The following is a 13,452-nucleotide window of genomic DNA, read 5'->3' as shown; positions in this document are numbered from 1 at the left end:
TTAGCCGCCCTCTGAAATGGCCTGCCGCCGCAGTCTTCGGGTACGCGCGTCCGCGATGTTGAAGATCAGAAAGATGATGGATCCCAGCGCCAGGCTCAGGTAGAACGTCAGCATCCGCCATCCCGCCGTGGCGATGCCGATGAGCCCCGCCGGCATCAGCGCGCCGTACACCAGGTAGAACGCCGCCTCCGCCCCGCCCGACGCGCCCGGCGTGGGGATGAAGATCATCAACGTGAAGATCACCCACTGCAGCAGAAAGAAGAGCACCGGGTCCACCCGCGCGCCCAGAAAGAAGGCCAGCGCCGTCACCACCGAGTAGCGGCACGCCCACTGGACGGCGGTGATGAGCACGGTGAGCGCGAAGCGGCTCTTGCCCCGGCGCACCACCAGCCGGTACACGCCGCGGAAGTCGTGCATCGTCTTGCGCATCCGCCGCTTGAACTTGGCCGCCCAGCGCAGCCCGCGGCGGCGCAGCCCATCGCCCAACCGCCCCGCCATCAACATTCGCGACAGCAGCCACACCAGCAGCACGGCCGCGACGATTCCCGCGATGACGGAAAGCGCCTGCCCGCGCATCTGCCCGCCCAGCGACCGCAGCACCGGCAGCTCCCACGCGCGCGAGATGATGACGGACGCGGGGATGGCGACCAGAAAGAACATCATGTCTTCCAGGTAGCCCAGCGTGACGATGGAGGCCGCGTGCCCCTGCGGAATCCCTTTCTGCACCATCATCCCCCAGCGGAACACCTCGCCGCCGGACGACGTCGGAAAGACGGACGAGGTCAGCTCCGCGCCGAGAGTGACGCGGAACATGTCGCGAAAGCTGACACGGTGCCCGATGAAGCGCGCCCAGATCAGCAGCCGCAGGGTGTTGGTGACCCAGGGAAACAGGGCCAGCAGAATGGCCAGGTACAGGTAGCGCCGGTCCAGCGCGCCCAGGTTGCGCAGGACGTCGTGGTCCGTGGCGATCCAGCTGAGCGCCAGGTTGCCCAGCACGCCGAACGGCACCAGGAACAGCGCCGTGCGCAGCACCCGGTCCAGCGTGCGGGAGATGGTTCCGGGGGAAGACGCCTGCGGGCCGGCCTCGGGCTTCATCGGCGGAGGGGCGAGGGGTGGTCGGCAATGACCCGCGCGTAGCTGTCCACGAGCCGTCCGTTGATGACGGACCAGTCGCGCGCGCGGGCGGCGTCTCGTGCCCGGGCGCCCATGCGCGCCCGCTCCGCGGGGTCGGCGAGCAGGCGCTGGACGTGCGCGGCCAGGTCTTCCGGGTCGTTGGCGCGGGCGATGAAGCCCGTCTGTCCCGGATCGACGAGGTCCGGCGGGCCACCGCGGTTCACCACCACGGTGGGCAGGCCGGACGCCTGCGCTTCCAGCACCACGTTGCCGAACGTTTCCGTCGTCGAAGGAAAGACGAAGACATCGCCGGACGCGTACCAGCGCGCGAGGTCGGCACCGCTCTGGTGCCCGGCGAAAAAAGCGCCGGGGAGCGCGGATTCCAGCTCGCCGCGCATCGGCCCGTCCCCTACGAGCACCAGGCGGTGGCGGTTTCCGTCCCTGCGCAGCGCCTGCTCCATGCGCACCAGGTCCGCCATGTCCTTTTCCTTCACCAGGCGGCTCACCATCAGCACGATGGGCGTGTCGTCCGCGCCGGCCAGGCGGCGCAGTTCCGGGCTGCGGTGCTCGGGCGAGAAGCGGGCCAGATCAATGCCGCGCGACCACGGTTCGGTGTTGTGGATTCCGTGCTGGTGCAGCTCGCGGATCATGCTTTCCGACGGTACGTACACCTTGCGTGAGCGCGCGTAGAACCGCCGCATCATCCGCCACCCGAACGGCTCCAGCCGGGGCGCGCCGTAGTAGCGAAAGTACGAGACGAAGTGCGTGTGAAAGCTGCTGACGACGGGGATCCCACGCTTTTCCGCCCATCCGGCCGCGCGCGACGCCATGGGCGTGGGGCTCACCAGGTGGACGAGGTCCGGCCGGTACGCGTCCAACTCGCGCGCCATCCCCGGGCCGAACGGAATGCTCACGCGATAGTCCGGATACAGCGGAAATCGTACGTACTTCACGGGGCGCACGCGCGCGCTCCACGACACCTCCGGCCCGGGCACGAACGGCGAGTACACGCGGAACTCCACCCCCCGCTGCTCCAGAAAGCCGAAGAGCTGGGCCAGTGTGCGCGACACGCCGTCCACGTGCGGCAGCAGGCTTTCGGTGAAGTACGCCACCCTCATGGGCCTGCCCCGGTCTGCGTCCTGTGGAATCTGCACCAGTTTGTCTCGTGTCTGCTGCGCGCGGGGATCGCGGGAGAATGTACGCCCGGGCAGCCGCGTGAGACAGCCCGCCGTGTTTTTCGCGTTCTGTGGCGCGCCGGATTGCCCGCAACTGCCGTTTCACACGGAGGCCGCGGAGGATGTACGGAGGTCACGGAGGAAGGGCAACAGCAGGTCTCACGCAGAGCAGCAGAGGCACAGAGGAGGGAAGAAGAATCAACGCCGTCCGCTCTCTTCTCTGCGCCTCTGCTGCTCTGCGTGAGGCTGTCGTTCGATTTCGGGATGAACGGAAACGCCGGCCCATGGAAGGAGGCCGGCGTTCGTCCGCTGCGCGATCTCGCGAGGTCAGCCGCCCAGGGTGGCGATGCGGGCCCGGACGCGGGTGGCGGTTTCGGCCTGGGTGCGCGGGGCGCGTTCCAGGTACGCCTGGTACGCGGCGATCGCCTCCGCCCGGCGGCCCAGCAGGTCCTGCATCTGACCGACGCCCACGTACGGAAGTGCCCAGTACGGCTCCAGTTCCAGCGCGCGGCGGTAGGCGCTCAGCGCCTCCTCGGGGCGGCCCGCGGCGGAAAGCGCGCCCCCGTGCTCGTAGTGCATCACCGCGTCCTGCGGCGCCGCTTCGGCCGCCTGCGAATACTCCAGCACCGCCGCCGCCGTGTCGCCCGCGGCAAGGGCAAGGCGGCCCAGCGCGGCGTGCGCGGGATACATGGCCAGGTCCTCCACCAGCGCGCGTTCATACGCGGCGCGCGCATCGGCCGTGCGCTGCTGGCGATCGTACAGCATCCCGAGGGCGAACTCCCACATGGCCTTGCTCTCGTACACGTATCCGACGGTCCGCTCGTCGCGGGAGCGCAGCGCCGCCAGCAGCATCTGGATCTCCGCGGCTGCGCTGTCCGGCTGCTCGGCGCCCACCAGCGCCAGCGCGCGGTAGTGCCGAAGCCGCAGGTTGCGGGTGGGATTGTTGCGCACCAGGCGCCCGAACTGCACGGCCGCCCGCCGGAAGTCGCCCTGCCCGTAGTTCAGGAACGCCGCCATGGCACCGTCCCAGTTGAGCCGGGCACCCATGCGGGCGTACAGGCCCACTTCCAGCCCGCGGTGCACGAACGGGTTGCGGTAGTACGCCCGGGTGATCAGCGAATCGTTGGCGATGGTGGCCGGGCGCCGCATCACGAACGGCTCATCGTTCAGGTACGACTCCCACGTGCCGTCGTCCTTGGCAAAGAACGATGCCCAGCGCGCAAAGATGGGCTCCGCGCGCGTGGGGTCCAGCCGCGCCGACCAGTAGAACGCAGCCGCGGCCTCCGTGGGAAACTGGATGAAGCGGCTTTCGCCCGCGGCAAAGTACGACTGCCAGTCGTTGGCGTCGGCGCCGCGGGGAAGCGGAGGCCGGGGCGGTTCCTGGGCCGCGAGCGGGGCGGACACAAGCGCGAGCGCCAGCAGCAGGACGGAACGGATGCGCATGGAAACGGGACGGGATGGAGGCGGGATGTACGGCTTGATCGGATGTTTACATTGCGCGGGCAAGGGCTCGCGCGCAATCCCGGCATGCCGCGGGCGGGTCATCGGATGAACCGGATGGAGCAGACGCCGTCCGCCGCCACACGGTCCAGTTCGTGGTGATCGGAGGTGACCAGCTCACCGTTGACGGAAACGGTGAGTGCGATACAAAAGCAATCGGCCAGGGAAACTTTCCTGGCCGACTTGAGAGTGGCAACCTGCCGAACGAACTTCTGATTCAGTCTCGGATCGTGCTTCAGGCCAAGTATGCGCAACGACAGCATTGCCCACTGCGCATGCGGAGGGCCGCCCCGGCGCAGCATGTCGTAGTATACCTCCACGATGTTTACTGCGTGCGCAATGCACGTGTGCCGGGAATCTTTCAACAGATTCTCGGCGGTTGCGCCACCCGGCTCCTGCGCCAGATACGCGATCAGCGCGGATGAGTCGAATACTAGCGTACGGCCCATCGCCGCGCCTCCCGCTCTTCTTCGAGGGCCAGTTCTTCGCGCTTGAGGCGGAGAAAGTCGTCTACCACGGGACTGGGAGCGACGCCCGGATACGTTTCGATCGGCTCTCGGACGGTGTGCCGCAGGTCCCCCAGGCTGTCCCGGATCTCGCGCGCCAGCGCGGCCCGCGCTTCGGGGTCCTGCGCCAGGCGGGCGGCCCGGCGGCGCTCCTCCGCGTCGTCCAGCAGCGGCTTGATCGACTCGTCGAATGATGCCGCCACCTGCTCGGAAGTGACGAGCCCGCGATCTTCCAGGTACCGGGCGGCGGCTTCGGGAAGGATCCAGAAGTCGTGCTCGTCGAGCAGCACCATCGCGAGGTGCAGCAGCGCCTCGGCGTGCTCCTCGACGGGGATCCCGGCATTGCACGCCTCCACCTCCAGCGCGTGCATCAGGTCAGAATGAGGTTTCAGGACAAGCGGCACGGGGCTCCTCCGTGGCGGGTGGCCGGCATCCAGCGCGAGCAGTCAATCTAACGCTCTGGACGGCTCCGCTCAACGGCGTAATACCCGCCACGGGTGGTACTTAGCTACGGCTGCAGGTCCACGATCAGGCGCGAGGGTCCCGTGAGTTCCGTCACCCGGTAGCGGCCCCGGCCGGCGGCCCCCAGCACCACCTGAACCTCGCCCTCGAAGTCGCAGGTGATCTGCATCTCCCGCAGCAGCGGCATGTTCACGCGGCGCTCGCGGGCCACGGTGGGGCGCCCGCCCTCGTCGTGCGCCTGCGCGCCGCGCAGGGTGACGGCCAGGAACGCCCCGCCGTTCACCGCGGACGGATCGCCCGAGCCGCACTCCGTGGGCGCGTCGATGTACTCCACGCGGTACCCCGGCACCGGGTCGGCGCCAAAGTCCAGCACCACGCGGTCGAAGCCGGTGTTCACCCCCGCGCGCAGGCCGCGCAGCGTGGCGCTCCCCCCGCGGCGGCGGGCGTTGGTGCCGCCAGCCGTCCACTCGCCCAGCGGCTGCGCGGCGGGAGGCGTGGGCGCGGCCGCCGCGGTGTCCGCCGCGGGAACGGCGGGCGGCGCCACCGTGTCCGTCACTGGGGGTGTAGCCGCGGTGGCGGGAGAAGAATCGTTCAGCACGAAGGCGGGAATGCGCCCGTCCCCCGCGTCCACCGCGGTGCCGTCCTTTACCGAATCGTCGTGCGCCTCCGCGGCGGCGGCGCGGCGGCGCTCGGTGGCATCGCGCAGTTCTCCGCCCTGCTCGCCGCACGCCGACAGCAGCAGCACTCCCATCAACCCGACTCTCACCGTTCCCGTCATCACCCGGTCGCTGCTCCCGCGGGGCGGCCGATGCGCGCGCCGCCCGCGTAGATGTTGAATCCCGGCCCGCGGACAAAGCCCGCGAGCGTCATTCCCGTCTCCCGCGCCAGCTGTACGGCCAGGCTGGACGGCGCGGAAACGCCAGCCAGCACGGTGATACCCGCGCGCGCCGCCTTCTGTACCAACTCGAAGCTCGTCCGCCCGCTCACCATCACCACGGCGCCGTCCAGCGGTACCTCTCCCGCCAGCAGCGCGGCGCCCACCAGCTTGTCCATGGCGTTGTGGCGGCCCACGTCTTCGCGGATGCGCACCAGTTCGCCCTCCGGCGTAAACTGTGCGGCGGCGTGCAGTCCGCCCGTCCGCTCGAACACCGCCTGCGCCTCCCGCAGCCGGTCCGGCAGCGCGACGATCACCGCCGGTTCCACGCACGGCCCGGCGGAGGCGGGTGGGCAGGCGGCGCCCATCACCGCCTCGATGGATGCCTTTCCGCACACGCCACAGCTGGACGTCGTGTAGAAGTTGCGCGCGAGGGCATCCGCGTTCCACGGCGCGCCAAGCGCCAGCACGACGTTGACGACGTTGTAGCGCTGCTCCGCCTCGGTGCAGTAGCGGATCGCGGTGATCGATCGCGGCCCATCGATCAATCCCTCGCCGTACAGAAAGCCCGCCGCGAGCTCGAAGTCCGCGCCCGGCGTACGCATGGTTACCGCCACGCGTGTTGCATTCGCGTCGGCCGGACCGGACGCGTCTTCCGCGCGCAGGACGCGGATTTCCAGCGGCTCTTCCGTCGCGAGAAGATCGTCGCGGACGCGGCGGACCGCGCCGTCGGCGGAGACGGACACACGCTCCACCCGGGCGCGCGCGGTGCTCCGCCGGTCGCCGCTCACACCGCCGCGCCGGTCAGATTGGATGCTTCCACCGCGGCGCGGTGCACCAGCCGTTCGTCCGCGCCCACCACGTCCACCCCCGCCCGCGCCGGCTGCACGGTGACGGGAATCATCTTGCTGGATGGCGTATTGCTGCGCCGGTCGCGGCTGCCGACCGGAACGAGCACGTTGGCCTCGGGAAAGTAAGCCGCCGCGCTGCCTTTCGGCACGTCGTACTCCACCACGCGGAACCGCGGCGCTTCCCGCTCGCGCCCGTCCGCCCCGTGCGACCGCACGTCCACCCAGTCGCCCGCCTTGAGCCCGCGCTCGGCGATGTCGTCCGCGTGCATCAGGATCACGCGGCGCGCCTGCTTGATGCCGCGGTACCGGTCATCCAGCCCGTAGATGGTGGTGTTGTACTGGTCGTGCGAGCGGATGGTGAACAGGCGCAGCTGCCCCGCCGGCAGCCGCAGCGACGGCGTGGGGGTGATGACCAGATTCGCCTTTCCCGTCTCCGTCTTCCACTCCCGGTGCGCGGCGGTGTTGCGCAGAACGAAGCCCGCAGGCTCGCGGACGCGGGAATTGAAGTTCTCGAAGCCCGGGATGACGCGGGAGATGGCGTCGCGGATTCGATCGTAATCCGCCACGAGCGCGTCCCATTCCACCCCACCGCCGTCCGGGAGCGCGGCCTTGGCCAGTCCCGCCACGATGGACGGCTCGCTGCGCAGGTGCGGCGACGCCGGCCGGTTGCGGCCCTGCGAGGAATGGACGACGCTCATGGAATCCTCCACGGTGACGAACTGCTCGCCGCCCGCCCGCAGATCGGTCTCTGTCCGCCCCAGGCAGGGCCAGATCATCACCTCGCCGCCGCCGCTGACGTGCGTACGGTTGAGCTTGGTGGTGACGTGAACCGAAAGGGGAATGCGCGCCAGTCCCTCGCCCACCATCGCGGTGTCCGGCGAGGCGCTGAGGAAGTTGCCGCCCATGGTCATGAAGAAGCGGATTCCGCCATCCGCCATGACGGGAATTGCGTTTACCACGTCCAGCCCGCCATCGCGCGGCGCGCGGAAGCCGAACTCCCGCTCCAGCGCCTCGATCCACGGCGGCGGCGTGTGGTCGATGCCCATGGTGCGGTCGCCCTGCACGTTGCTGTGGCCGCGGACGGGGCAGGGGCCCGCGCCGGGGCGCCCCACGTTGCCGCGCAGCAGGAGCAGGTTGCTGCAGGCGATGATGTTGTCCACCGCGTTCTCGTGCTGCGTCAGCCCCATCGCCCAGCAGACGATGGTGGCGCGGCTGCGGATGTAGACCTCCGTCGCCTTCAGGATCTCCGACTGTGTCAGTCCGCTCTGCTCCGTGATCTGCGTCCACGGCGTGGCGTCCAGGTCCGCCACCAGCTCGTCGTATCCCGTGCAGTGCGCGCGGATGAAGCCGTGGTCCATCACCCGCCCGCGGTCGCGCCGTTCCGCGTCCAGCATCTGCTTCATCATCCCCTTGAGCACGGCGACGTCGCTGCCGGGCAGGGGCTGCAGGTAGACGGTCGCGATCTCCGTCCCCTTTCCCGTCAGCGTGGGGCCGACTTCCTGGGGATGAACGAAGCTGAGCAGCCCCCGTTCGCGCAGAGGATTGATGGCGACGATCTCCGCGCCGCGCCGCCGCGCCGCCTGCAGCGTGGTGAGCATACGCGGGTGGTTGGTGCCGGGATTCTGGCCGATGATGAAGATGGCGTCGGCCTTCTCGAAGTCCTCCAGCTGCACGGCGCCCTTGCCGATGCCCATGGTCTGCTTCAGTCCCACGCCGCTGGATTCGTGGCACAGGTTGGAGCAGTCAGGGAAGTTGTTGGTGCCCAGCATCCGCCCGAAGAGCTGGTACAGAAAGGCGGCTTCGTTGCTGGTGCGGCCGCTGGTGTAGAAGGCGGCCTGGTTCGGGTTCTCCAGGTTGCGCAGCGCCTCGCCGGCGCGGGCGAAGGCATCGTCCCAGCTGATGGGGACGAAGTGGCGGCTTTCGTCGCGCAGGATCATGGGCTGGGTGACGCGGCCCTGCTGTTCCAGCCACCAGTCGCTCTGGTGCCGAAGTTCCTCCACCGAGTGGCGGGCAAAGAACTCGGGGGTGGCGCGCTTTCCCGTGGCCTCGGCGGCGACGGCCTTTGCCCCATTCTCGCAGAACTCGAACGACGAGCGGTGCTCGCGCGGTTCCGGCCAGGCGCAGCCCGGGCAATCGACGCCGTGCTCCTGGTTCAGAACGCGCAGCGCGGCGGTGCCGGGCACGATGGCTTTTTCGCGCGCCAGCTGCCGCATGGTGCTGAGGAGCGCGGGCATGCCGCCGGCGGGCTTGGCGCCGGGGTCGTGCCGCGGCTGCGGATCGGGAGGGGTGCGCATCGGACGGCCTGCTCCGAAAAAAGGGCGTAACTGCTTGAGGAGCAAAGGTGTCGATGGGTTGGGTGGGGACGCAAGGGGAAAGTGCGGGGGGAGTGCGTGAGTGCGGGGTGCGTGAGTGCGGGAGGACTGAAGTGCGGAGGTGCGGAGTTCGCGGGCGGCCCCACCCGGGCCGGCACCACCGGCCCACCCTCCCCCAAAAAAGACTGGGGGAGGGTTGAGCGAGGGCGGGGCTCCGGCGTGGGGAGCGGAATTCATCGCCGCCGAATGGATCTTGAGCGAATGAATCCGCCGCTCAAACAGCGGAAAGCCCCGACACGTCGCCTAAAGGCGCCGTTCGGGGCTTCAACTGCATCAGGAGACCGCGACGAACCCGCCGCCGCAGTCCGCGCAGGCGGACTTCGCGTGTTTCGAGGCGCGGTTTCAACCGCCGGACGACAACAGGGGACGCGCGTAAATGCCCGTCCCCACGCCCAACCCGCCGTTGGGGTGTGCTCCCTCTCCCACATCCGTTCGTGGGAGAGGGTCGTCGTGCGCAGCACGCGGGGTGAGGGCCACAGCCGGCAGCCGCGCCCCAGTCCGCCGCACGCCCCAATGTCGAACGCACCAACATCATCGTCCTCACCCCGCCAAACTTGCGCGGAAGGACACACCGCGTGACCTTTGGCGCCGTCCCGCCCAACCGAATCCGATCGATCCCAATGCCGTCATCTACGAATTCCGCGTCCCAGCCGCTGCCGTGGGGCGCGCCGGCGCTTCCCGCCGTGCTGCACCACGACACCCCGTGGACGTGGCCCAACCTGGTCACCGCCACCCGCCTCGTCGTGGGGCTGGTGCTGTTCACCATGGCCGCGCTCACCGGCAACGAAACGCTCAACTACTACGGTTTGGCCGTCTACTGGTCGCTCGACATCCTGGACGGCGCGGTCGCTCGCAAGCTCAACCAGGAAACGCTGCTGGGCGGCCAGTTCGACATACTTTCGGACCGGCTTCTGGTCGCCTTCTTCTACCTGAACGAGCTGTACCTGCACCCCGGCATGGCCGTGCCCATCGTCCTCTTTCTGCTGCAGTTCATGGGGATCGACCACTTTCTGAGCAACCAGTACCTGCGCCATCCGGGCATCATCTCGCCTAACTATTACTACCTGGTGGACCGCAAGATCTGGCAGCTCAACTGGTCTCCCGCCGGCAAGGCGTTCAACACGGGGCTCGTGACGCTGCTGCTCATCTTTACCGGATCGGCGGTGCTGGTGAGCGCGGTTGTGCTCGCGATTCTGGCGATCAAGGTGTACTCCGTCATCCTGCTGCAGCGCAGGCCCATGGGGGACGCCGCTGTCCGCTGACGGAGCGCGATCGGATGATGAACGGGCCGGCTTCCGCGCGGAGAGCCGGCCCGTTCTCGTTCGCGGCGTGGCGGGTGATGAATGATGGGAGTCACGGATGATCCCCCGCGTACCTCCGCTTCCGCCGCGTCCCTCCGCGTGAGGGCAGTTGACGGATTTGCCGGCTGAACGGCGGATGGGGACGCGGAACGATCGCCGCGCGGGACGCACGTTCGCGGACGATGGCGCCCTGTTGCCGGACGGCGCTCCTCGCCATTTTGTGCGTTCCGAATGAGCCAACGAACAATGGAGCACATATGACCAACCGGCTGATCCGCCCGGTGGAGATCTACCTGAACACGCCACCGCCCGATCCCGACACGCCGCGCCCCGTGCGCGACTCGCAGGTCACCTTTGCCGACCTGGCCGAGCCGCAGAGCCAGAACGTGGCGGGCACGCTGTTCGGCGGCGTGCTGCTGGGCTTCATCGACCGGGCGGCGGCGTTCTGCGCCATGAAGCACGCGGGCCGGCCCGTCGTCACCAAGAGCTTCGACGAGGTGGAGTTCAACGAGCCCATCTACATCGGCGAGCTGGTGATCGCCCACGCCTCGGTGAATTTCACGGGGCAGACCAGCATGGAGATCGGCGTAAAGGTGTTCGCGCAGAACCCCATCACCGGGGTGGAGCGCCACACCAACACCTGTTACGCCACCTTCGTCGCGCTGGACGACAAGGGCCGCCCCGCGCGCGTCCCCGGCATCATCCCCGAGACGGCGGATGAAAAGCGCCGCAACGAGGCCGGCCGCCAGCGCCGCGAAGAACGCCTCAACCGCAGCCGCAAGCGCACCCGGGGCTGACCGTCCGCGCCACCGCTGCCCCGGACCGGCCTCCGTCACGCGCGGAGGCCGGTCCGCGTTTTCGGTCGATGTGCATCCGTCGTGGCTGAAACCGTCCGCCGGCGAATCCCGTTCTGAACCGCATGCCTGAAGCCGCTGTCCTCCGCTGCCCCGGATGCGGGGCCCCCGCCACGACGGACCTGCACGCCTGCTCGCACTGCTCCGCGCGCCTGGCGACCGTCGCGTGCCCGTCGTGTTTCGGACGAGTGTTTTCCGGAACCCGTCACTGCCCGCACTGCGGCACCCGCGCGGACCGCGCCGCCTCCGAATCCGATGAACGTTCTCTCTCCTGTCCGCGGTGCGCGGGGGAACTGAACCCGGTGCAGGTGGGCGGCGCCCGGCTGCGGGAGTGCGCCCGCTGCTCCGGCGTGTGGGTCGCGCCCGACGACTTCACGCGGGTGACCACCGACGCCGAGCAGCAGGCCGCCGTTCTCGCTTTTCGCGCGGACGCGCCTCCCGCGCCGGTCGAGACGCGCGTGCAGTACCTGAGCTGTCCGGTGTGTGCCAAGCTGATGAACCGCAACAACTTTCAGCGCATTTCGGGCGTGATCCTGGACCAGTGCAAGGACCACGGTGCATGGCTGGATGCGGATGAACTGCGGCGCATCATCGAGTTCATTCGGGCGGGCGGGGTGGACCGGGCGCGCGAAAAGGAGAAGCAGGCGCTGTCGGACGAGCGGCGGCGCCTGGAGCGGGCCCGGGTGATCACCGATCCCGCGCTGCGCCCGGTGCAGGTAGTCAAGGAAGAGCCCACGCCCCTCCTCACCGCGGCGGTGGTGGGGCTGATTGCCTTCTTCGGCATGGACTGATCGCGGCCGGTCCCGCGCCGCGTGTGGCGGGAATGGACGCGGATCGGTCTCGCGTGATTGTGGATCAACACGAAGCCCGGACGACTCGGTGTCGTCCGGGCTTCGTCGCCAAAAGAATCATCCCACCCGGATTGCTTTCTTCAGCGGATGGAGTGCGCGGCGCCTTCCATCAATCAGGACATGATGCGGGCCGTGCCGAGCAGGAGGCCGACGAACACCTGGATTGCCAGCAGGACGATGAATCCCAGCACCGCCGTCCCGATGGCGCGCCCCGTGGTGAAGTCCAGCGCCTGGCGGATGGCGACGATCACGCACGCCAGCATCCAGATCGCCACGACGATCCTGATCAGCCAGCCCAGAATGGGGATGAATCCAAAGATCGCCAGCAGCCCCGGCGCCTGCGCAAAGCCGATGGTGCGCGCCATTTCGCCCCAGTCCGCGGTGCCGCCGAACATGCGCGTGCCTACGAAGTAGGTGACGGCCGACCACACCGCCCAGCTCGCCAGCGCCCCCACCAGCGCGCTCACCATCCCCTCGGTGCCGCTGCCCATGGCGCCCACCACGGAGGCGACGGCCACCAGCGCCACCACGCCCGCGGCCTGTCCCGTGGCCGTGCGGTCGTGCTCCACTTCTTCGTACGTGGCGATGTTCAGCGTCGCGGCGCCGATCATCCGCTCGGTGAAGCTCGACATCGGATGCTCCTGATGCAGGTGTGCAGGGGAAGCGGCGTGGCGGGCCGGGAGGTTATGTTGGCCTCCCCGGCCGCCACGCCGCGCTTTCCACTCTGCTCTACGCAGCCGATGCCGATAAGATTCCGCGGGTTCATTCTCGCGCTCCTGCTGCTGCTTCCCGCCACCGTCCGCGCGCAGACGCCTGACGCCGCCACGCTGGTGCGGCGCATGCGCGAGCGTGCCGCCGCCAACGTACAGGGCGTGCGCAGCTACACGGTCGCGTACGAGGCGGGAGGCGTGCGCATGGCGGGATACGCGGAACTCGCCGCCAAGCATGGCCGGTGGGATTCGCGGGTGGGGATGGCCGAGTTCGAGTTCCCCGTCCGCGGGATCATCGCGAACACACTGCAGATGCTGGAACTGACCGCCGCGGGTTCCAAGGTGCCGGTCACCTTTGGCGAGCCGCAGGCGGACACGGCGGCGGGCCGCACGGTCTACTCCACACAGATTCTGCCACGAGACGGATTCGGGGAAGACGAAATGGAATCTCTGGTGGCGATGGTGGACGCCGAGACGTACGACGTGGTCCGCTTCGTCAGCAAGTCGCGGCGCGGCAGCCGGGGCGACGCCGTGATGACGCTGTGGACGGATCTGTTGGAGTACCGGGACAGCGCCGGCGTGCGCCTGCCCGGCCGGTACCTGGTGCGCGTCTGGAACGCGGGGCCGGCCAGCGAGGACGAGCGCGCGGAAGGGCGGGAGGATCTGATCCGCCGCCGCGCCGAAGCCGCCGCGTTCTCCGGTGCCGAGCGCGCCGCGCGGGAGTGGACCCTGGCGATCGAGGAGCGGCTGCTGGAAACGGGCATTCTGGAGATTCCCATCACCATCCAGCTCGTGGCGGTAAACCAGCCGCCGCCGCCGGAGATGGCCAGGGAGGATGACAGGCGCTGAGCCGGCCTCCCGAATCTCGCACTCCGCCGTCCGG

At 69.1% G+C, this 13,452-nt stretch carries 13 protein-coding genes; 4 read left to right on the top strand and 9 right to left on the bottom strand.

All coding sequences use genetic code 11. The annotated features are described in order from the left end of the window. From HNQ61_RS12075 to HNQ61_RS12040, 8 genes are all read right to left on the bottom strand, one after another. Window positions 1-1,095: a lysylphosphatidylglycerol synthase transmembrane domain-containing protein gene (locus HNQ61_RS12075; protein ID WP_170033199.1), complete on the bottom strand. Its 1,095-nt coding sequence runs from the start codon at window positions 1,093-1,095 to the stop codon at window positions 1-3. Next, window positions 1,092-2,267, bottom strand: a complete 1,176-nt coding sequence (locus HNQ61_RS12070; protein ID WP_170033197.1) for a glycosyltransferase — start codon at window positions 2,265-2,267, stop codon at window positions 1,092-1,094. The genes HNQ61_RS12075 and HNQ61_RS12070 overlap by 4 nt, the downstream gene beginning before the upstream one ends. A 348-nt stretch (window positions 2,268-2,615) precedes the next feature. Then, entirely contained in the window at window positions 2,616-3,731 is a 1,116-nt protein-coding gene (locus HNQ61_RS12065) for a tetratricopeptide repeat protein (protein WP_170033195.1), read from the bottom strand. Window positions 3,732-3,829: 98 nt separating this feature from the next. Beyond that, window positions 3,830-4,237: a PIN domain-containing protein gene (locus tag HNQ61_RS12060; RefSeq protein ID WP_170033193.1), complete on the bottom strand. Its 408-nt coding sequence runs from the start codon at window positions 4,235-4,237 to the stop codon at window positions 3,830-3,832. Beyond that, the gene (locus HNQ61_RS12055) at window positions 4,222-4,665 is read right to left on the bottom strand and encodes a hypothetical protein (protein ID WP_170033191.1); all 444 of its coding nucleotides are present in this window, start codon (window positions 4,663-4,665) and stop codon (window positions 4,222-4,224) included. The genes HNQ61_RS12060 and HNQ61_RS12055 overlap by 16 nt, the downstream gene beginning before the upstream one ends. Window positions 4,666-4,802: 137 nt before the next feature. Next, complete coding sequence (locus tag HNQ61_RS12050) at window positions 4,803-5,507, bottom strand: AMIN-like domain-containing (lipo)protein (RefSeq protein WP_170033189.1); 705 nt, start codon at window positions 5,505-5,507, stop codon at window positions 4,803-4,805. 26 nt (window positions 5,508-5,533) lie between these two features. Then, window positions 5,534-6,421: a formate dehydrogenase accessory sulfurtransferase FdhD gene (fdhD, locus tag HNQ61_RS12045; protein WP_170033187.1), complete on the bottom strand. Its 888-nt coding sequence runs from the start codon at window positions 6,419-6,421 to the stop codon at window positions 5,534-5,536. Then, the gene (locus HNQ61_RS12040; protein WP_170033185.1) at window positions 6,418-8,775 is read right to left on the bottom strand and encodes an FdhF/YdeP family oxidoreductase; all 2,358 of its coding nucleotides are present in this window, start codon (window positions 8,773-8,775) and stop codon (window positions 6,418-6,420) included. The genes fdhD and HNQ61_RS12040 overlap by 4 nt, the downstream gene beginning before the upstream one ends. A 698-nt stretch (window positions 8,776-9,473) precedes the next feature. Here HNQ61_RS12040 and HNQ61_RS12035 point away from each other — a divergent pair. The 3 genes from HNQ61_RS12035 (at window position 9,474) to HNQ61_RS12025 (ending at window position 11,799) form a co-directional block, all read left to right on the top strand. Then, window positions 9,474-10,115, top strand: coding sequence for a CDP-alcohol phosphatidyltransferase family protein (locus HNQ61_RS12035; protein WP_170033183.1), 642 nt, complete (start codon window positions 9,474-9,476; stop codon window positions 10,113-10,115). Window positions 10,116-10,411: 296 nt separating this feature from the next. Then, window positions 10,412-10,951: an acyl-CoA thioesterase gene (locus HNQ61_RS12030; RefSeq protein WP_170033181.1), complete on the top strand. Its 540-nt coding sequence runs from the start codon at window positions 10,412-10,414 to the stop codon at window positions 10,949-10,951. A 122-nt stretch (window positions 10,952-11,073) separates the two neighbouring features. Beyond that, a complete protein-coding gene (locus HNQ61_RS12025; protein ID WP_170033179.1) occupies window positions 11,074-11,799 on the top strand; it encodes a TFIIB-type zinc ribbon-containing protein in 726 nt (241 codons plus the stop codon). 173 nt (window positions 11,800-11,972) lie between these two features. Here HNQ61_RS12025 and HNQ61_RS12020 read toward each other — a convergent pair whose 3' ends face one another. Further along, window positions 11,973-12,491 carry a YIP1 family protein gene (locus HNQ61_RS12020; protein ID WP_170033177.1) on the bottom strand — a complete coding sequence of 173 codons (519 nt, stop codon included), beginning with the start codon at window positions 12,489-12,491 and terminating at the stop codon, window positions 11,973-11,975. 108 nt (window positions 12,492-12,599) lie between these two features. Between HNQ61_RS12020 and HNQ61_RS12015 the strand changes: the two genes are divergently transcribed. Then, a complete protein-coding gene (locus HNQ61_RS12015) occupies window positions 12,600-13,418 on the top strand; it encodes a hypothetical protein (RefSeq protein ID WP_170033175.1) in 819 nt (272 codons plus the stop codon). Window positions 13,419-13,452 lie beyond the last annotated feature (34 nt).

Source organism: Longimicrobium terrae (genome assembly GCF_014202995.1).
Taxonomy (GTDB): domain Bacteria; phylum Gemmatimonadota; class Gemmatimonadetes; order Longimicrobiales; family Longimicrobiaceae; genus Longimicrobium; species Longimicrobium terrae.
This window is presented reverse-complemented; position numbering and strand designations above follow the sequence as displayed.